The organism is Acidimicrobiales bacterium (assembly GCA_035316325.1).
GTDB lineage: Bacteria > Actinomycetota > Acidimicrobiia > Acidimicrobiales > VFJN01 > DASXTK01.
Genome location: DATHJB010000175.1, coordinates 21,224 through 40,192 on the forward strand (window position 1 = coordinate 21,224; position 18,969 = coordinate 40,192).

At 71.7% G+C, this 18,969-nt stretch carries 20 protein-coding genes; 12 read left to right on the plus strand and 8 right to left on the minus strand.

Annotated features, from left to right (window positions below; genetic code table 11):
- Positions 1-84 precede the first annotated feature (84 nt).
- From VK611_23725 to VK611_23735, 3 genes are read right to left on the minus strand one after another with little or no spacing between them, the layout of a single operon-like run.
- Positions 85-1,425, minus strand: a complete 1,341-nt coding sequence (locus tag VK611_23725; GenBank protein ID HMG44363.1) for a glycoside hydrolase family 130 protein — start codon at positions 1,423-1,425, stop codon at positions 85-87.
- Positions 1,422-2,507 carry a hypothetical protein gene (locus VK611_23730; GenBank protein HMG44364.1) on the minus strand — a complete coding sequence of 362 codons (1,086 nt, stop codon included), beginning with the start codon at positions 2,505-2,507 and terminating at the stop codon, positions 1,422-1,424. The genes VK611_23725 and VK611_23730 overlap by 4 nt, the downstream gene beginning before the upstream one ends.
- A complete protein-coding gene (locus VK611_23735; GenBank protein ID HMG44365.1) occupies positions 2,504-3,676 on the minus strand; it encodes a glycosyltransferase in 1,173 nt (390 codons plus the stop codon). Before VK611_23735 ends, VK611_23730 begins: the two co-directional genes overlap by 4 nt.
- 111 nt (positions 3,677-3,787) lie before the next feature.
- Here VK611_23735 and VK611_23740 point away from each other — a divergent pair, with 111 nt between their 5' ends.
- Positions 3,788-4,840, plus strand: a complete 1,053-nt coding sequence (locus VK611_23740; GenBank protein ID HMG44366.1) for a glycosyltransferase family 4 protein — start codon at positions 3,788-3,790, stop codon at positions 4,838-4,840.
- A gap of 22 nt (positions 4,841-4,862) precedes the next feature.
- Here the strand turns inward: VK611_23740 and VK611_23745 are convergent, their stop codons facing one another.
- Together VK611_23745 and VK611_23750 are read right to left on the minus strand one after the other, a co-directional pair.
- Positions 4,863-4,997 carry a hypothetical protein gene (locus tag VK611_23745; GenBank protein ID HMG44367.1) on the minus strand — a complete coding sequence of 45 codons (135 nt, stop codon included), beginning with the start codon at positions 4,995-4,997 and terminating at the stop codon, positions 4,863-4,865.
- Positions 4,990-5,310: a helix-turn-helix domain-containing protein gene (locus VK611_23750; protein ID HMG44368.1), complete on the minus strand. Its 321-nt coding sequence runs from the start codon at positions 5,308-5,310 to the stop codon at positions 4,990-4,992. Before VK611_23750 ends, VK611_23745 begins: the two co-directional genes overlap by 8 nt.
- Before the next feature lie 272 nt (positions 5,311-5,582).
- Between VK611_23750 and VK611_23755 the strand changes: the two genes are divergently transcribed.
- Positions 5,583-5,855 (plus strand): hypothetical protein, encoded by a 273-nt coding sequence (locus tag VK611_23755; protein HMG44369.1) that lies wholly within the window; start codon positions 5,583-5,585, stop codon positions 5,853-5,855.
- Between the two features lie 264 nt (positions 5,856-6,119).
- Complete coding sequence (locus VK611_23760; GenBank protein ID HMG44370.1) at positions 6,120-6,434, plus strand: hypothetical protein; 315 nt, start codon at positions 6,120-6,122, stop codon at positions 6,432-6,434.
- Positions 6,435-6,704: 270 nt separating this feature from the next.
- Here the strand turns inward: VK611_23760 and VK611_23765 are convergent, their stop codons facing one another.
- Positions 6,705-6,845, minus strand: coding sequence for a hypothetical protein (locus tag VK611_23765; protein HMG44371.1), 141 nt, complete (start codon positions 6,843-6,845; stop codon positions 6,705-6,707).
- Positions 6,846-6,955: 110 nt separating this feature from the next.
- On the opposite strand from VK611_23765, the gene VK611_23770 reads away from it, so the two are divergent.
- From VK611_23770 to VK611_23785, 4 genes are all read left to right on the plus strand, one after another.
- On the plus strand, positions 6,956-8,134 hold the full coding sequence (locus VK611_23770) for a PQQ-binding-like beta-propeller repeat protein (protein ID HMG44372.1): 1,179 nt from the start codon (positions 6,956-6,958) through the stop codon (positions 8,132-8,134).
- A 109-nt stretch (positions 8,135-8,243) separates the two neighbouring features.
- A complete protein-coding gene (locus VK611_23775; protein HMG44373.1) occupies positions 8,244-8,528 on the plus strand; it encodes a DUF1778 domain-containing protein in 285 nt (94 codons plus the stop codon).
- Positions 8,525-9,043 carry a hypothetical protein gene (locus tag VK611_23780; GenBank protein HMG44374.1) on the plus strand — a complete coding sequence of 173 codons (519 nt, stop codon included), beginning with the start codon at positions 8,525-8,527 and terminating at the stop codon, positions 9,041-9,043. The genes VK611_23775 and VK611_23780 overlap by 4 nt, the downstream gene beginning before the upstream one ends.
- 69 nt (positions 9,044-9,112) lie before the next feature.
- Positions 9,113-10,039 carry an aldo/keto reductase gene (locus tag VK611_23785; GenBank protein ID HMG44375.1) on the plus strand — a complete coding sequence of 309 codons (927 nt, stop codon included), beginning with the start codon at positions 9,113-9,115 and terminating at the stop codon, positions 10,037-10,039.
- 24 nt (positions 10,040-10,063) lie between these two features.
- On the opposite strand, the gene VK611_23790 is transcribed toward VK611_23785, so the two are convergent.
- The gene (locus VK611_23790; GenBank protein ID HMG44376.1) at positions 10,064-11,077 is read right to left on the minus strand and encodes a LacI family DNA-binding transcriptional regulator; all 1,014 of its coding nucleotides are present in this window, start codon (positions 11,075-11,077) and stop codon (positions 10,064-10,066) included.
- 189 nt (positions 11,078-11,266) lie between these two features.
- On the opposite strand from VK611_23790, the gene VK611_23795 reads away from it, so the two are divergent.
- The 4 genes from VK611_23795 to VK611_23810 all read left to right on the plus strand — a co-directional run bounded on the left by VK611_23795 (position 11,267) and on the right by VK611_23810 (position 15,526).
- Positions 11,267-12,505 carry an extracellular solute-binding protein gene (locus VK611_23795; GenBank protein ID HMG44377.1) on the plus strand — a complete coding sequence of 413 codons (1,239 nt, stop codon included), beginning with the start codon at positions 11,267-11,269 and terminating at the stop codon, positions 12,503-12,505.
- A gap of 68 nt (positions 12,506-12,573) precedes the next feature.
- Positions 12,574-13,431 carry a sugar ABC transporter permease gene (locus VK611_23800; GenBank protein ID HMG44378.1) on the plus strand — a complete coding sequence of 286 codons (858 nt, stop codon included), beginning with the start codon at positions 12,574-12,576 and terminating at the stop codon, positions 13,429-13,431.
- Entirely contained in the window at positions 13,428-14,330 is a 903-nt protein-coding gene (locus VK611_23805) for a carbohydrate ABC transporter permease (GenBank protein HMG44379.1), read from the plus strand. Before VK611_23800 ends, VK611_23805 begins: the two co-directional genes overlap by 4 nt.
- A complete protein-coding gene (locus VK611_23810; protein HMG44380.1) occupies positions 14,327-15,526 on the plus strand; it encodes an ABC transporter ATP-binding protein in 1,200 nt (399 codons plus the stop codon). Before VK611_23805 ends, VK611_23810 begins: the two co-directional genes overlap by 4 nt.
- A gap of 19 nt (positions 15,527-15,545) precedes the next feature.
- On the opposite strand, the gene VK611_23815 is transcribed toward VK611_23810, so the two are convergent.
- Positions 15,546-16,409 (minus strand): DUF72 domain-containing protein, encoded by an 864-nt coding sequence (locus VK611_23815; GenBank protein HMG44381.1) that lies wholly within the window; start codon positions 16,407-16,409, stop codon positions 15,546-15,548.
- Between the two features lie 149 nt (positions 16,410-16,558).
- Between VK611_23815 and VK611_23820 the strand changes: the two genes are divergently transcribed.
- Positions 16,559-18,967 (plus strand): Tex family protein, encoded by a 2,409-nt coding sequence (locus VK611_23820; GenBank protein HMG44382.1) that lies wholly within the window; start codon positions 16,559-16,561, stop codon positions 18,965-18,967.
- Positions 18,968-18,969: the final 2 nt, after the last annotated feature.

Consider the following 18,969-nt stretch of genomic DNA (forward strand, 5'->3'; position numbering starts at 1 on the left):
ACTACAGACGACTCGAGGACAACCGAACGACCACAAACGACTCGCCAACCCCTTGGAACTCCTGATCGACTTCTTCCGGAAGGACTAGGCGCCGTCGTGGCGCAGCGCGGCCAGGAGGTCGGTGAGCCGGACCGTCGCGATGCCGATCGACGCGTCGGCGATGCCGTAGGGGATCACGAGCGTGCCGGCGTGGAGAAGGGCGCCGCAGGAGTAGACGACGTTGGGCACGTAGCCGTCCTGCTCGTCGGCGGCGGGGGAGAGCAGCGGCGCCGCGAGGCGGCCGACCATCCGGGTCGGGTCGTCGAGGTCGAGGAGGACGGCGCCGATGCAGTAGGTGCGCACGGGGCCGACCCCGTGGGTGAGCACGAGCCAGCCCTCGTCGGTCTCGATCGGCGCCCCGCAGTTGCCGAGCTGGATCGTCTCCCAGGGCTGCCGGGGCAGCTGGTACGACACCGCCTCGTCCCAGCGGCGGGGATCGTCCGAGAAGGCGACGGCGTTCGTCTCCTCGTCGTAGCGGGACAGCGCCGCGAAGCGCCCGTCGACGCGCCGGGGGAACAGGGCGAGCCCCTTGTTGGCGGCCGCCGGCCCCACCAGCGGCGACGATGTGAACGAGGTGAGGTCGGGGCTCTCCATCAGGTGCTGGGTGATCCCGACGCCGTCGTAGGCGGTGTAGGTGGCGAGGTAGGTGACGCTGCCGTCGTCGTCGGTGAAGCGGACGAAGCGGGCGTCCTCGATGCCGTGCGACTCGGTGGCGGTCGCGGGCCACAGCACCCGCTCGGACAGGTCGGTCGTGGCCGGGAACGCCGTGGTGTAGCCGCGCTCGGTCGTGTCCGGGCCGTCCGGGCCGTCCGCGGCGACCGGGTCGACCGGGTCGACCGTGCCGACGACGGAGAACGGTCCCGGCTCGTCGAGGCTCACGAGGCCGTCGGCGGTGACGTGACCGGTCCGGAAGCCGACCGACGACCGGTGGCCCTCGCCGATGCCGCGGACGCTCATGACGAACCGGAGGCCGCCCGCCTCGGCGCCGGCCTGGTCGGGGTGGGCGACGAGCGACGGGTTGCACAGCGCCGCCGCCTCGATCGCGGCCTCCTGCGTGAACGTGGCGCCGAGCAGCTGCGACCGGGCGTCGGACCGCCCGACCGGGGCGTCGACGAGCTCGGCGATCCGCTCGGCGTGCCGGGCGAACGTGGCGGGCAGGTCCGGATGGCGGTGGCCGAAGCGGGCCATGACGTCGGCCATGGTCCGTTCCACCTGGTCGTCGTCGAGGGCGAGGATGCGTCCGGCCACCCCCGCGGCCCGCAACGGGCGACCGGCGACGAGCTCCGCACCCGGGACGAACAGCCGTGCGATCACCCGGGAGGGATCGGGCCGGAGTCGGGGCGCGGCGCGGACCACGGCCACGGCCGGGGCCCCCGCCGTGGTCACGGCGCGACCGGTGCGAGGTCGCGTGCGTGCTGGAGCGTCGAGATCAGCGCCAGCGTCGACTCGGTGCCCTGGTTCAGGTTGGGGCCGTCGGCCCGCAGCCCGTCGTAGCCGCCGCCGGTCTCGGCGTCCCACATGACGGCGTGCCCGTCGTTGTCGCCGAGGAACCACGCCACGGCCCGGTCGACCCCGGCCAGGAACGTGCGCGGGTCGATCAGCTCCAGCGGGTCGTCCGTGGGCCACATGTCGCTGCGGGTGAGCCGCGAGGCCCGGACGCAGGCGTCGGCCAGCGCCGCGACCTCGATCGGCTGCTGGTCGAAGGCGGGGCGGGGGTCGCCGGAACCCAGGCCGCCCACCGGCGTGACCGAGAGGTGCCCGTCGGCGGTCTCGTGGTCGAGGAGCCACGTGAGCAGGGTGAGCCCGTCGTCCCGCACGCGCTCGCGGCCCAGGGCGGCGCCGATGGCGATCATGGCGTCGGGCAGGACGGCGTTGGCGTAGGTGAGGCGTGGCTCCGGCCACGGCCACGACGGGTCGGACCCGCACGCGCCGATCACGTCGGCCGCGGCGGCGAGCAGCCCCCGGGCCCGGATGTGGCCGGGACGCGCCGCGGCGACCTCGGCGGCGCCCAGCGCGGCGAAGGCCATCGCCCGCGGCCACGGCGAGCGCTGCTCGGTGCCCCGCTCGAAGTGGGCGAGTGCGGCCTTGCGCACCTCGTGGTCGGGGTTGCGGGCCGCGGCGGTGCCGAAGGCCCACAGGCTGCGTCCCCAGCAGTCGTCGGTGCCGTGGCCGTCCAGCCAGCGTCCCCGCACGTCCATCCGGTTGCGGCTGGCGCCGACACCGTCCTGGGCCTCGGCGAGGAACCGCAGCGCCGTCCGGGCCAGGCCCACGACCAGCGGGTCGGGTTCGGGCTCGCGGCTCGTCACGACCAGCACGCGGGCCATGTCGTCGGTGCAGTAGCCGTGCACCCGGCGCGGGTCGGCGTGGTCGGCGTGCTCGAACGTGCCGCGCTCGTCGCTCATGCGGCCCAGGTGCCGGAACGACGGCGACGGCGGGTGCGGGTGCGGCGGCCCGGTCGTGACCATCATGCGGGCACCGCCTCGTGCTCGTCGAGGATGTGGTCGGCGAGATCGGCGTACTGCCCGGCGACCGCGGGCCAGCCGAGTCCGGGAGCGAGCCGGGCGGCTTCGGCGGCCATGGCCAGGGCCAGGTCGGGGTCGGTCAGCACACGTCGGAGCGCCACGGCCAGGGCGCCGGCATCGCCGTGGGGGACGACGATGCCCGCCCCGCTCGACAGCAGCTCGACGGCGTGGGGGAAGGCGGTCGCCACGATCGGCCGGCCGGCGGCGACGGCGTCGACCAGCACCCCGGAGGTGACCTGGTCGCGGGAGTCGTAGGGCAGCACGACGACCGAGGCGTCCTGGATCAGCTGCGTGAGGGAGCGCACGTCGCGGTAGCTGGCGTCGAACTTCACCGAGGCCGCCAACCGTCGGGCCCAGGTCCGCTCGACGAGCATGTCCCGGTAGACGTCGCCCTCGAACGCCAGCACCTTCGGGTGGGTGCGCCCGGCGACGACGTAGCGGGGCCGCGGCTGCAGGTCCTGCAGGTCGCCCATGGCGTCGATCGCCCACTCGATGCCCTTGCCCCGGCCGATCAGCCCCCAGGTGAGGAGCATCGGGCGGGTCGGCGGCGCGGGGTTCCGGCGGGGTGCCGGCACCACGGCGCCGTGGGGGATCGTCGTGACCTTGGCGGCGTCGACGTCGAAGCGGTCGTACAACCGTTGCCGGGCGGCCTCGGTCATGACGACGACCGAGCTCGCCGCGTCGACCACCGCCTCCAGCACCATGCGCTGGTGGGGGGTCGGCTCCAGGAGCACGGTGTGCAGCACCACGATCGACGGGATCGTCAGCCCACGCAGGATGCCGACCACCTCGTCGCCGTCGGGCCCGCCATAGATGCCGTACTCGTGCTGCACGATCGCCACGTCGCAGCGGTCGAGGCAACCGGTCGCCTCCTCCACCGAGGCGGGGAGGCCGTTCTCGAGCTCGGCCATCACGCGGGGGTCCGGCGACCCGATGCCGTCGGCCACGCGCACGATGCCGACGTTGGCCCCGCTGTCGAGCAGGCTGTCCGTCAGCGCGGCCGTGAACGTCGCCAGCCCGCACGCGGTGGGCGGGAAGGTGCTCAGGACGCCGTACGAGCGGCCTGCCCCCGGGCGCGGGACAGACGGCGGGAACGACAAATGGTCAACGCGCACGCACGAGCTCCTCAGAGTGGGCTCAGTCGAGGCGTCGTACCTGCGTGGCGAGGCGACTCTTCCAAGAAGGTCTGCTGCAGACTACCGGTCCCCATCTCCGAGGAGCCGACAATGAACGCATCCTTCGCCCGCCGACCCGAGCGGTCGAACGGGTGCCTGCGCGTCGCCGTTCTCGCGCCCCTCGCGTGGCGGGTGCCGCCACGGCACTACGGCCCGTGGGAGCTGTTCGCGTCGCTGCTCACCGAGGGACTGGTGGCGGCCGGCCACGACGTCACCCTCTTCGCCAGCGGCGACTCCCGGACCGCGGCGGCGCTGTCGTCGGTCGTGGCCCACGGCTGGTCCGAGGACCCCGACGTCGACCCGAAGGTGGCGGAGTGCCTGCACATCGCGGCGGTGTTCGAGCGGGCGGACGAGTTCGACATCGTCCACAACAGCTTCGACTTCCTGCCGCTGACCTACAGCGGGCTGGTCGACACGCCGGTCGTGACCACGATCCACGGCTTCTCGTCGCCCCGGATCGTCCCCGTGTACGAGCGCTACAACGGTCGCGGGGCGTACGTCGCCATCAGCGACGCCGACCGGCACCCGGCGCTCGACTACGCGGCGACGATCCACCACGGCATCGACACCACGGCGTTCGGCCTCCATCCCGGCCCTGGCGGCTACCTGCTGTTCTTCGGCCGCATCCACCCGGAGAAGGGCACGGCCGAGGCGATCGAGGTGGCGGCGCGCGCCGGGGTGCCGCTGCTGATCGCCGGGATCGTCCAGGACCAGGGCTACTTCGACGCCGCGGTGGCCCCGCACGTCGACGGCGACCGCGTCCGGTTCCTGGGGCCGATCGGCACGGAGCGCCGGGCCGAACTGCTGGGCGGTGCCGACGCGCTGCTCCACCTGATCGACTTCGAGGAGCCGTTCGGCTTCAGCGTGGTCGAGGCGATGGCCTGCGGGACGCCGGTGGTCGCCTTCGACCGGGGCTCGATGCCCGAGCTGGTCGACCACGGGCGCACCGGTTTCGTGGTGGCCGACGTCGACGCAGCGGTGCGATCGGTCGCTGCCGCCGGCTCGCTCGACCGCGTGGCGATCCACGAGCACGCTGTCGCCCGCTTCGGCCGGCAGCGCATGGTCGACGAGTACGTCGCCGTCTACGACCACGTCCTCCGCTGACGGCGGGGCCGGCCCGCTCGAGTCAGCGGCGGCGGAGGTCGATCGTGTCGAACGGGCTCGGGCCCTTGCCCTGCTTCAGCTTCTTGGCTGCCCGCTTCTCCTTCAACGACTTGCCGGCCTTCTTGCCGTTCGACTTGTGGGGGGATTTGTCAGCCATGGTTGATCCTGTCCTTACGGTGCGGTTGGCGGTGGGCGTTGACGCCCACGAGGAGGTCGAGGAGCTCGCCGACGGTCCGTTCCCGGTCGATGGAGTCACCCAGCGGCACGTGCTCCTGGATGTTGTACCGGTTGCGGCGGCCGTCCTTGTCCTTCACGACGTAGCCGGCGTCGGCGAGGTCGGTGACGATGTCGTGGGCGCGGCGCTCGGTGATGCCGACCTGGGCGGCGATGTCTCGCAGCCGCACGCCCGGGTCGTGGGCGATGCAGAGGAGCGCACGAGCGTGGTTGGTGAGCAGGCTCCAACTTCCCATGCCGAAAACTGTACCCTAATTCTTGAACTACGTTGCATGTTTTCTGTTTCAGCTATATCGTTCTCGCTGAGGACTGGGGTGGTGGCCGCGAAGGTCATCGCCCTGGGCCAAAGAAAGGAACGATCATGGAGCTTCTGCTCCTCGTGATTGCCGTCGTCCTGGGCGTAGGCCTCTTCCGCTACCTGCGGACGCGCGCCGCTCACTGACGCCCTCGCTTGCGCCGCCGGGGACCAACCTCCCGGCGCGCAGGCCCGAGCCTTCGAAGGAGCGACGTGGAACGTGCCCAGATCGTCCTCGACCGCAGCCGCGCCCTGGCAGCGGCGACCGCCCGGCCCCCGGACATCACCGAGGCCGCGGTCGATCTCCTCCAGGCGGCAGGCGACGACACGACGCTGCGCCACGCGCTCCGCATCGGTCGCACCCGCCTCCGCCGTGACCCCGCCGACCCGGCGGTCCAGCACGCGGTCCACCTCCTCGAGTCCGTGATCACCTTCCTCGGCCAGAAGCCGAGCCAACACGAGCTCACCACCACCGCCTCGAGCTAGTGGGGGCCGACCGGCTCGCCTGGTGAGGCGGTGAGCCCGGTCCCCGCATGATCCTGCGGTGCCAGACGACCGTTTCGGTCACCACACACCGCAGCGAACGTGCCTGCCCACGGTCACACCGGCTGGTGACTGGCGTACGTCCCGAGTCGACTGTGGGTGTCATCTCTCCAGCCCCCTGCCCCTCCTGGTGGGGGCGCCGTCGCGTCAGCGTCAGGACGTCCCCGGGCCTCCTGTCGTCCGCAGGCGGAGAGCGGAAGGCGGAACATGAGGATCATCTACGTGGCCCTGGTGGCCTTAGTCGTGGCGTGCGGCGGCAGCGACGACGCCGAGCCCCCGATCCAACAGTCGGACGTCGGCCCCGACGACGTGGCAGCGGGGAACTATGACATCGCCTACACGGTGTGCGGCTACGTGTTGGACGGCACCGCCGACAAGGGCGACATCACCGCTGACCCTGAGAGCAACCCGGCGGCGTTCGCACACGAGTACGCCGAGGGCTACGGCGACGTCTACCGGCAGCCTGTCTACGACGGGTGCCTCGACGCCGTGGAGGGCCGGGCGAAGGACCCACCGGGCTGACCTGAGCCCTCGCGCACGTGGCCTCTTAGGCCGGCCGGTCGATGGCCAAACGTGCGGCCCGCGAGGCGATGGGGGCGTCGACGCGGCGTCTGCGGTCTCCCGGAAGGCGCCGCGTCCCCCGCCTTTGGCTCCACCTTCGGTGGGGGACGTGAGCGCCCAAAGCGCAGCGCTCCGACTAGACCCAAGAGACCTGGACGGGCCATCAACCGCCTCGGTGGTGCGTCCGGAGAGGCAGCAGCTCCCCTAGCGAGACCGGGGAGCTGCTGCGCGTCAGGCCTCGAGGTCGACGCCCAGACGGCGCGACAGGGTGGCGAGCACGTGCTCGACCTTCTGGTCGAAGTGCGAGTAGGCCGCCATCTTGCACGTGAAGGGCCGAACGAGTCGATGACGCTGGTGCCGCAGCGCGGGCACGCAGAGACGACGTCGGGCGGAGAGCGATGGAGACCGCTACCGTCGGCTCGTTGCGCACAGTGGGGGAGGGCGGAATGAGGCGGGTCTTTGCCTTTGGGGCGTCGGCATGTGTGATCGTCGGGCTGGCCGGTTGTTGGCCGGCGTCGGGTCAGGGCCCGGATCGTCGGGCGCACAACGAGGTCGAGACCGGGTTCGCGGTCGACACGGTGGATGGCTTCACCGAGCTGTGGACCGGCACGACCGACCAGCTGGGACCTCGGGGGGTCGGCCCTCCGGTCGTGTCCACCGACGGGGGCGTCTACGCGACAACGACGCGCTCGGTCTACGCCTTCGAGGCGACCACCGGTGCTCCCCGCTGGGTCTCCACCCCTCATGCGTCCACGCCGAACGCCGAGGTCGACACCGAGGTCATCGTCCTCGCCAGCCAGCTCTACGCGAGCGTGCGGCTGTCCGACGGCCGGTGGGAGATGGCCATCTGCCAGCTGAGCACCGGGTTCTGCGACACCTTGGCCGGTGAGCTCCAGGCCCGGATGGAGGCCATACGGGAGGGCCCCGACCGGCTGCAGGTGCTGGTGTCGCAGTTCGCATCGGTGGCCGGCGGCGGCACCGTCCAGCGGGGTTGGGCCTACCTCGGTGCACAGAACGTCCTGCTCACCGACCAGCCCAACGCCGCACGTCTGACGCTCGGCGTCACCCAGTTCTTCCATGCTGGCATCGGGGTCGGAACCGCCCCGGCCAACGGTGTCCGCGCGTTCCCCACGGCCGGCGGCTCGGGCTGGGCCACACCCATCGACGGTGCCGACGCGACGTCTCCAGTGCTCAGCGCCGACGGCACGACCGTCTACGTCGGCACCGACGCCGGGACCGTGTACGCGCTGGCCGCTGCCGACGGCGCCGTGCTCTGGTCGGCACCCGTGGGCAGTGCGGTCACGGCGGCGCCGGCCCTCGCCGGCGACACGCTCTACGTCCCGACCGCGTCGGGCTCGCTGGTCGCTCTCTCGGCGACCGGCTGCGGTGCGGCCACCTGCACCCCTTCGTGGTCGACCGCCGCAGGCAGCAAGATCACTGTCCAACCGGCCGTCGCCGCGGGCGTCGTCTTCACGGGCTCCGCCGACGGGGCGGTCCGTGCCTACGACGCCGCCGGTTGCGCGGCCGCCACCTGCACCCCGTCGTGGTCGGACGCCACCGGCAGCCGCATCACCGGCGCACCCGCGATCAGCCTCGGCAAGCTCTTCGTCGGCACCCAGGACGGCCGCCTGATCGCCTACGGCCTCCCACCCACTCCCTGATCCGGCGGACCCTGCGTCCGCTTCCTCCACGAGCGGCGACACCGGGTTGCGGTTGCGGCCGGAGGCGGTCTGGCCGTACATTGGCCGTACGCGAAGGAGGAGCGGTTCGATGCCTGCAACCGAGCCACGACGACGGAGCCGGCGCCTGGAGCTCCGTACGACCCCTGGCGAGCGTGAGTTGATCGATCGTGCGGTCGCTGTGAGCGATACCGACGTCACCGAGTTCGTGATCAGCAATGCTGTCGAGGCGGCTCGGCGGGTGTTGGCCGACCGTGATCGGTTCGATCTGGATGCCAAGGCAGTCGAGGGATGGGATGCCGTCAACTCCCGGCCGGCGCGAGATCTGCCCGGGCTCCGTCGCCTGATGGATCGTCCTTCACCCTTCACTGAATGACCGGGCGCTACCGAGCGCCCGAGCCGCTCGCCGATCACCACGAGCTCGACGGCTTCGAATGCCGGTCGTCGGAGCAGACCGAGTGGCTGCGGCGCTACGCCCGCCAGTCGGCCAGCACGGGAACGACGAAGGTGTTCGTGGTGACCGGGACGGAGAGCCCTGCGGTGGTCGCCTACTACGGCTGGTGCATGGCGCAGCTCTCCACGATCGCAGCACCGGCTCGGCTCCGTCGGGGTACCGGCCGCTATCCCCAGCCCGTGGCGCTGTTGGCCCGTCTCGGGGTCGGCGTCAGCCACGAGGGCCGTGGTCTGGGCGCCGGCCTGCTCCAGGACGTCTTCGCCCGCCTCGTCGAGCTGTCCGACGACATCGGTTGTCGTGGCCTTCTCGTCCATGCCGAGTCCACCGAAGCCAGAGACTTCTACCTCCACCTCGTCCCAGAGTTGGAGGAGAGCCCGACCGACCCGCTCCATCTCGTCTTGCTGATGAAGGACATCCGCCGGACCATCCGGCGATAGCGGGTGGCGGCCTACGGTGCCGGTGGTCGTCGTCGGCGATCGTGAGGTCTGTTCGGTGGAGGTGTGGTGATGGAGGTCGGCCTGGGGCTCGCGGCGTTGGGGCGGCCCGCGTACATCAACCTCGGCCGTGACCGGGCGCTGCCGGTCGACCGGACGGTGGAGGCGCTGCGGGAGGCGAGCTGGCAGGTCCTGGATGCCGCCTACGCCGCCGGCGTTCGCTGGGTGGATGTGGCGCGCTCGTACGGTCGGGCCGAGGAGTTCCTGGCGGGATGGCTGGCCGACCGGGGCGTGAGCGATCTGACCGTCTCCAGCAAGTGGGGCTACGCCTACGTCGGCGGTTGGCGCACCGATGCGGAGGTCCACGAGACCAAGGAGCACTCGCTCGCCCGGTTCTCCCAGCAGTGGGCGGAGAGCCAGGCGCTGCTGGGTGGGCAGATCGCCCACTACCAGGTGCACTCCCTGACCCCCGACAGCCCGGTGTTCGCCGACCGGCCGCTCCTGGAGGCGTTGGCCGGTCTGGCCGCTCAGGGGGTACGGGTGGGGTTCTCCACCTCCGGGCCGGCGCAGGCCGAGGTCGTCGAGCGCGCCTTGACCCTGCAGGTCGCCGGGCAGCCGGTCTTCACTGCCGTCCAGTCGACGTGGAACGTGTCGGAGCCGTCGGTCGGCCCCACGCTCGACCAGGCGCATCGCCACGGGGTTCTCGTCCTGGTCAAGGAGACGTTGGCCAACGGCCGGCTCGCAGAGCGACCGCCGGCCGGGTTGGTCGAGTTGGCGGAGCGGCACGGGGTCACCCCCGACGCCGTCGCGGTCGGAGCGGTGCTGTCCCAGCCCTGGGCCGACACCGTGCTGGTGGGGCCGGTCAGCCCCGGGCAGCTCGCCAGCAACCTGCACGCGTCGGCGCTGCGGCTGACCGATCACGACATGGAGCAGCTGGCGATGCTGGCCGAGCCGAGCGAGGACTACTGGTCACAGCGCAGCGCGCTGCGCTGGCATTGACCGACGGCGAGGGAGGGAGGTTCCTCACGGTGGGGGGATCTCACCGGAGCCGCGGGTCAGGAGACGGGTCTTCAGGACGACGGTGCGCGGGGGTGCGGTGTCGCCCTCGATGCGGGCGAGGAGCATCTGGGCGGCGGTGGCTCCCAGCGCGGCCGGATCCTGCTGCACCACCGTGACGGGGGGTGCGAGGCGGTCGGCGAGCGGGAAGTCGTCGAAGCCGACCAGGGCCGTGGCCCGCGGCCGGTCGTCCTGCGAGAACGCGGCGATCGCCCCGATCGTGATCATGTTGTTGCCGGTGAAGATGGCCGTCGGCGGGTGGCGTGCCGTCATCAGCTCCCGGGCCGCCTCGGTCGCCTGGGCCGCGGTCCTGACGCCTCGGCGCACATGGCTCGGTGTGGGCTCGATCCGGGCGTCGCCGAGCGCGTCGAGGTAGCCGGTGTAGCGCTCCTCGGCGGTCCAGATGTCGTCGCGGTCGCCCAGGAACCCGATGCGCTCGTGACCCTGACCGATCAGGTGGGCGATCGCATCACGTGTGCCGGGGCGATTGTCGACGACCACGGTGTCGACCTCGAGCCCGTCGCCGGGGCGGTCGACGCACACGACCCGGGTCCCCATGGCCATCTGGGTGCGGAGGAAGCGCTGGCTGCCGGCGACGGGCACCACCACCAGCCCGTCGACCCGCCGGGCGCAGAACGCGGCGACGACCTCCTGCTCGCGCCGGCGGTCGTCGTTGGTGCTGCCCACCAGCACGAGGAAGCCCCGGCGCATGGCGACGTCCTCCACCGCCCGGGCCAGCGCCGACCAGAAGGTGTTGGCGACATCGTCGACGACGAGCCCGATCGTCCCAGTGGTCTGGCCCTGACGGCGCAGCTGTCGGGCCATGTCGTTGCGCTGGTACCCCAGCTTGCGGATGGCCCGCTCCACTCGCGACACCTTGTCCGGGAGCACGCCCGTGTCGCCGTTCACGACGCGCGACACCGTCATGTGGCTCACCCCGGCGGCGCGGGCGACGTCCTTCATCGTGGGACGTTTCGGCATCGGTGCTTGGGAACGTTAACGGGCGGAAGAACCTTGACACATAGGGCCTCAGACTTCGACAATCGGCACGGAGGTGTGAACGTTCCCAGAGCGCGCGCACCCCGGATCAGATTGCGACAGCGACAGGGGGGCTCACCGATGAGGTTCGGTCGGAGGGGACGTGCGATCGCCGCCACCGCAGTGGTAGGAGTGCTCCTACTCGGAGCCTGCGGCGACGACGACGATGACAGCGGTGGCAGCGCCGCCATCAGCAACGAGTTCGAGTTCTTCTCCTGGTGGACGGGAGGCGGCGACTCCGAAGGCAAGGAGGCTCTGCTCGCCCTGTTCGCGGACCAGAACCCCGACGTCGAGATCGTCGACTCGGCCATCGCCGGCGGGGCGGGCACCAACGCCCAGGCCGAGCTGGCCAACCGGCTGCTCGCCGACAACCCGCCCGACTCCTACCAGCGCCACGCCGGCAAGGAGCTCGTCGCCGACATCGAGGCCGACGAGGTGGAGGACCTCGACTCCCTCTACGACGACGAGGGCTGGCGGGATGTGTTCCCCGAGCAGCTGCTCGACCTGATCACGTCCGACGGCAAGCTCTACTCGGTGCCGGTCAACATCCACCGGTCCAACGTGCTCTGGTACAACCCGGCCGTCCTCGACGAGGTCGGCATCGCCGCTCCCCCGACGACCTGGGACGAGTTCCTGACCCAGGCCACCACGCTCGAGGCCGCCGGCAAGATCCCGCTCACGGTGGGCCCCACGTGGACGCAGCAGCACCTCCTGGAGAACGTGCTCCTGGGTGAGCTGGGCCCCGACGTCTACAGCGGCCTGTGGGACGTGTCCACCGACTGGGAGTCCGCCGAGGTCGTCGACGCGCTGGACATGTTCACCGAGGTGCTCGGCCACTCCAACCTCGACTCGGCCGCGGCCGACTGGCAGCCCGCCATCGACCCGCTCATCGAGGGCGACGCCGCCTACAACGTGATGGGCGACTGGGCCGACACCTACTTCCGGGTCGAGAAGGAGCTCACCTGGGAGACCGACTACGGCGCCACCACGTCGCCCGGCACCGACGGCGTCTTCAACTTCCTGTCCGACACCTTCACCCTGCCGCAGGACGCCCCGCACCGCGAGACCGCCATCGAATGGCTCAAGCTGGCCGGCTCCAAGGAAGGGCAGGACACCTTCAACCCGGTGAAGGGCTCGATCCCGGCCCGGATCGACGGCGACCCGTCGCTCTACACCGACTACCTGCAGGTGCCGTTCGAGGACTGGACCGACCCGTCCACGACGATCGTCGGCTCGCTGGCCCACGGCGTGGTCGCCGACAACGCCTGGAAGACCGAGATCGACTCGGCGCTGCAGGAGTTCGTCGAGAGCGGTGACGCCGAAGGGTTCGCCGGGGCCGTGAAGCAGGCCTACGAGGACACCCAGAACTAGGGCCAGGGAAGCGAGGGCGAGGGAGGCAGCGCGCCGTGCACCGGATACGTCGATGGGCGCCCGGTCTGTTGCTCGTCTCGCCCTCGCTGATCCTGCTGGGGGTCTTCGTCTACGGGTTCCTGGGATGGAACCTGAGGGTGTCGTTGAGCGACTGGCGGGGCCTGCGCCCCGACTACGCCTACGCCGGCACCGACAACTACCAGCGCCTGCCGGACGACACCCGCTTCACCGACGACGTGGAGAACGTGCTGGTGTTCACCGCGGTGTTCGTGGTCGGCACGCTGCTGCTCGGCTTCCTGCTGGCGCTGCTGATCGAGCGGGGCGTCCGGGGCGAGGGCTTCTTCCGGGGCGTGTTCCTGTTCCCCATGGCGATCTCGTTCATCGCCACCGCGATCATCTGGCGTTGGCTGCTCAACAACGCCGGTGGCGCGCAGGAGACCGGCCTCAACAAGCTCTTCGGCCAGGTGGGCCTGGACTTCCTGGCCAACGACTGGTTCAAGTCCCGCGGGACCTGGGCGCCCGCGGCCATCGCCCTGCCGGCGGGCTGGGCACTGTCGGGCTACGTGATGGCCCTGTTCCTGGCCGGCCTCCGGGGCGTGTCGGACGACCTGCGCGAGGCCGCCCGGGTCGACGGGGCCAACGAGCCTCGGGTCTTCTGGCACGTGGTGCGGCCGATGCTGCTGCCGGTCGTGATGAGCGCGGTGGTGATCCTGGCGCACATCTCGCTGAAGACGTTCGACCTGATGTTCGCCATGGACGTCGAGAGCCGCAAGATCGAGACGCCGGCCCTGTACATGTGGTTCACCACGTTCGACGGGCTCAACTTCTCGCGGGGCGCCGCGATCGCCACGCTGCTCGTGGCGGGGATCTCCGTCGTGGTCGTCCCGTACATCTGGTACTCGATCCGGATGGAGCGGCGCCGATGACGGTGGCCGAGGTGGCCGTCGACGACGGGGCCGACGCGGCCGACGGGGCCGACGTCGCTCCGACCGACGGGCGGATCCGCTCGCGCTGGGCGCCGTGGTTCACCACCTTGCGCTACGGGGCGCTGGTGGCGCTGGTCGGGATGTTCCTCGTCCCCGTGTACGTGCTGGTCGTGACGGCCTTCAAGGACCCGACGGAGGTGAGCCCGTCGCAGATGTGGGCGCTGCCGGACTCGCTGTCGCTCGACACGTTCCGCACGGTCTGGCCGGAGATGGAGGACGGGTTCCGCAACAGCGTGATGATGGCGGTCCCGGCCAGCATCATCGCGTCGTTCCTGGGCGCGGCCAACGGCTTCGTGCTCGCCAAGTGGCGCTTCCCCGGCGCCGACGTCGTCTTCCCGCTGATCCTCTTCGGCATGTTCATCCCGTACCAGGCGGTGCTGATCCCGCTGAACCAGCTGATGAGCGACCTCGACATGCACGACCTCGGCGGCCTGACCCTGGTGCACGTCGTCTACGGCCTGCCGATCACCACGCTGATCTTCCGCAGCTACTTCAGCGGGATCTCCGACGAGCTGATCGACGCCGCGCAGGTCGACGGGGCGGGGATGCTGCGCACCTTCGTCTTCGTCGCCCTGCCGGTGGCGCTCCCCGCGTTCGCGGTGTCGATGATCTGGGAGTTCACCTCGTCGTGGAACGACTTCATCTTCGGCCTGGTGCTGACGTCGCGCCAGGACTGGCCGGTGACGATCGCGCTCAACAACATCGCGGGGAGCCAGGTCGTGCCGTTCCACGAGGCGGTCGCCGCCGCGCTGCTGGCGAGCCTCCCCACCCTGGCGGTCTACGTGGTGATGGGCCGGTTCTTCATGCGCGGGCTGATGGCAGGAGCGTTGAAGGGATGAGCGAGACCGAAGCCGAGACCGAGAGCGACGCCGAGCCCCGGGCCGCGGGGGTGCGGCTGGAGAGCGTCGGCAAGCGCTTCAAGGGCGGGGTCGACGCCATCCGCGACGTGACGCTGCAGGTCGAGGCGGGTGAGTTCATGGTGCTCGTCGGCCCCTCGGGCTGCGGGAAGTCGACGCTGCTGCGCCTGGTGGCCGGGCTCGAGGAGGTGTCGTCCGGGCGCATACACATCGGCGACGACGACGTCACCAACCGGCTCCCGCAGCACCGGGACGTGGCCATGGTGTTCCAGAGCTACGCCCTGTACCCGCGGATGTCGGTGCGGCGGAACCTGGCGTTCGGGCTGCGCATGCGACGGATGCCCAAGGAGCAGCGCAACCGGCGCGTCGCCGAGGTCGCCGAGGTCCTCGGGCTCGAGCACCTCCTGGACCGCCGGCCGGCGGCGCTGTCGGGCGGGCAGCGCCAGCGGGTGGCGATGGGCCGGGCCATCGTGCGCGAGCCCCGGGTGTTCCTGATGGACGAACCGCTGTCCAACCTCGACGCCAAGCTCCGGGTGGCGCTGCGAGCCGAGCTGTCGCTGCTGCACAAGCGCCTCGGCGTCACGACGGTCTACGTCACGCACGACCAGATCGAGGCGATGACGCTGGGCCAGCGCGTGGCCGTGCTGCGCGACGGCGTGCTGCAGCAGTGCGACCGGCCCCAGGAGGTCTACCTGCATCCCACCAACCTGTTCGTGGCGGCCTTCATCGGCTCCCCGGCGATGAACTTCGTCGACGCCGCCGTCGAGCGCGGGGTCGTCTCGTTCGCCGGGGTGACCGTCCCCCTGCCCGCCGGCTCACCCCTGGCCGAGGCCGACCGCAAGGTGATCCTCGGGATCCGACCGACGGGGTTCACCCCCGCGGCCGACCGGGGCTGGCCCACCCTGCAGGCCACGCCCGAGGTGGTCGAGGAGCTCGGTGACGAGCGCTTCGTCGTCTTCGACGTGGCCGCGCCCCGCGTCGACACCGATGCCACCCGCGCGGCCGTGGAGGCCAGCACCGCCGACGATGCGCTCCTCCTGCCGGAGGATCGGGCCCGCTTCACCGTGCGGCTGCCGACCGACGTCCCGGTCCCGGTCGGCGAACCCCTCACCCTGTCGATCGATCCGGGCCGCCTCTACTTCTTCGACCCCGACACCGGCGACGCCGTCCCGAGCTGATCGCCGGGGCGCGGGGCGGTCAGAAGAGGGTGGGTGGGGGAGCGGCGACCGTGGGCTCCGGGAGCGGGACGACCTCGACGGTGGCTGCGGCCCGGACGTCGTCGTGGAACCGTCGGGCCAGGCCGAGGGCCTCGTCGTTGTCGGGCGTGTGGACGAACACCGTCGGGCTGCGGCCCTCGGCCAGCCAGCCGGCGACCACCGGCACCCATGGCTGCCAGCCCGCCACGGTGGCGTCCATGTCGTCGCGCCCCAGGAAGCGGACCACCGGCCGGTCCCCGATCGCCACCGTCCGGCGCGGCAACCGGGGCTTGGTGGCCCAGGCCTCCCGCTCGGCGTCGCTGGTGGGCGGGCGGGCGAACAGGGTGGTGGTGTCGAACGTGGTCCACTCGGCGCCCCGGTCGGCCAGCAGCCCGGCCAGTGCCCGATCGGCGGGCCCGCCGTCGAAGAAGGCCGGGTGCCGCACCTCGACGGCGTAGCGGTGGGCCGTCGGTGCCCGGGCCAGGAACGCGGCCAGCGCTCCCAGGTCGCCGGGCCCGAAGCCGGCGGGGAGCTGGACGGCCAGCACCTCGGCCCGCCCGCCCAGCGGTGCCAGCAGGTCGACCACCTCCCGCAGGTCGGCTTCGGCGTTGCGGAGCCGGCGCTGGTGGGTGATCAGCTGCGGCAGCTTGAAGAGGAACCGGAAGCCCGCCGGGGTCTCGGCTGCCCAGGCTGCCACCGTGGCCGGCGCCGGCAGGCCGTAGGCGGTGGTGTTGCCCTCGACCGCCGTGCACCACGTGGCGTAGGCGGGGAGCTGGGCGGCGCGGCGGAGGCCGTCGGGCAGGAAGCGCCCCTGCCACCCCTTGTGCGCCCACATCGCACAGCCGACCTGCAACTCCGCAGCCACACCCCGATAGTGCCACCGGCGGCCGCTGGGTGCCCGGCTCCGGCATGCCAGAATGCCCGCTGGTACAGCGCCGGCGCCGGCCCCAGCGCTCTGCAGGTGGGGCGGTCGTAGAGAAGGAGACGGGGGCGGGACGCCCGCCCTGACACATCGTGAAGACCACGCACGTCAACCCTTCGATCGACCGTCGCCTGGCCGACGAGCTCGACGTCCGCAGCGGCCAGGTGGAAGCGGCCGTGGCCCTGCTCGACGGGGGCGCCACCGTGCCGTTCGTCGCCCGCTACCGCAAGGAAGCCACCGGCGGGCTCGACGACACCCAGCTCCGCAACCTGGAAGAGCGCCTGGGCTACCTGCGCGAGCTCGAGGACCGCCGCGCGACGATCCTCGAGTCGATCCGGGAGCAGGGCAAGCTCGACGCCGAGCTGGAAGCCAAGGTCCTGGCTGCCGAGACCAAGGCCCGGCTGGAGGACATCTACCTCCCGTACAAGCCCAAGCGCCGGACCAAGGCGCAGATCGCCCGCGAGGCCGGCCTGGCGCCGCTGGCCGACCTGCTGCTCACCGAACCGGGCACGGAACCCCAGGCCGCCGCGGCCGGCTACGTCGACGAGGGCAAGGGCGTCGCCGACGCCGATGCTGCCCTGCAAGGCGCCCGGGCCATCCTCACCGAGCGCTTCGCCGAGGACGCCGACCTCCTCGGCGAGCTGCGGGAGCGCATGTGGACGAAGGGCCGGCTGGTGGCGCGGGCCCGCGACGGCGAGGAGGAGCGCGGCGCCAAGTACTCCGACTACTTCTCCTTCGGCGAGGCCTTCACGGAACTGCCATCCCACCGGACGCTGGCGCTGCTGCGCGGGGAGGGGGAGAAGGTCCTCGACCTCAGCCTGGTCCCGGACCCCGACCACGACGACGGGGCCGGCCACGGGTCGGGGGCCGCCGGCCTGTCACCCTCGGAGCAGGCCATCGCCCACCGCTTCGGGGTCGCCGATCGGGGTCGGGCCGCCGACGGGTGGCTCGTCGAGACGGTGCGGTGGGCCTGGCGGACGCGGGTGCTGGTCCACCTGCAGATCGACCTGCGGTCCCGCTTGCGGGCCGCTGCCGAGGACGGTGCCGTCGGGGTCTTCGCGTCCAACCTGCGGGACCTCCTGCTGGCGGCGCCGGCCGGGACCCGGACCACCATGGGCCTCGACCCCGGCCTCCGGACCGGGGTGAAGGTGGCCGTGGTCGACGCGACCGGCAAGGTGGTGGCCACCGACACCATCTACCCGCACGCTCCCCGGCGCCAGTGGGATCAGGCCCTCGCCTCCCTGGCCAAGTTGGTGGAGGCCCACGACGTGGAGCTGGTGGCCATCGGCAACGGCACCGCGTCCCGGGAGACCGACAAGCTGGCCGGTGACCTCGTGGCCCGACTGCCGGGCCGCACGGTGGTCAAGACCATCGTCTCCGAAGCCGGTGCCTCGGTCTACTCCGCCTCGGCCTTCGCCTCGCAGGAGCTCCCCGACATGGACGTCTCGTTGCGCGGCGCCGTCTCCATCGCCCGCCGCCTGCAGGACCCGCTGGCCGAGCTGGTCAAGATCGACCCCCGGTCGATCGGGGTGGGCCAGTACCAGCACGACATCGCCGAGCACAAGCTCTCACGCTCCCTGGAAGCGGTCGTCGAGGACTGCGTGAACGCGGTCGGCGTCGACGTCAACACCGCCTCGGCGCCGCTGCTCGCCCGGGTCTCGGGCATCAGCTCGTCGGTGGCCGAGAACATCGTCACCCACCGCGACAGCACCGGGCCCTTCCGGAGCCGCGCCCAGCTGAAGAAGGTGCCCCGCATCGGTCCCGCCGCCTTCGAGCAGTGCGCCGGCTTCCTGCGCATCCGGGATGGCGACGACCCGTTGGACGCGTCGGCCGTCCACCCGGAGTCCTACCCGGTGGTCCGGCGGATGGCGGAGCGCAGCGACAGCGACGTCACCGCACTGATCGGCAACACGGCCCTGCTGCGCAGCCTGAAGCCCGGCGACTTCACGGACGAGACGTTCGGCCTGCCGACGGTCACCGACATCCTCACCGAGCTGGAGAAGCCGGGGCGCGACCCGCGCCCGGCCTTCCAGACCGCCGAGTTCAAGGAGGGTGTCGAGACCCTCCAGGACCTCCGCGACGGCATGATCCTGGAGGGCGTGGTCTCCAACGTGGCGGCCTTCGGCGCCTTCGTCGACGTCGGCGTCCACCAGGACGGGCTGGTCCACATCTCCGCCATGTCGAACCGCTATGTGGCCGACCCGCGTGACGTGGTCAAACCGGGGGACATCGTCAGGGTCAAGGTGCTGGCCGTGGACCTGCCCCGCAAGCGCATCGCCCTGACCCTCCGGCTGGACGACGATCCTGCCCAGGGCGGACGATCGGGCCGGGACGAGCGTCGCAGCCCGCGTGACCAGGATCGTCAGGGCGGCCAGGGCAGTGGCGACCGCGCCCGTGACCAGGGTCAGGGTCGACGTCGGGGCGGGGGCAAGAGCCGGGACGGCGGGTCGGGACCCGACACCGCCATGGCGGACGCGCTCCGCCGCGCCGGCCTGGCCTGACA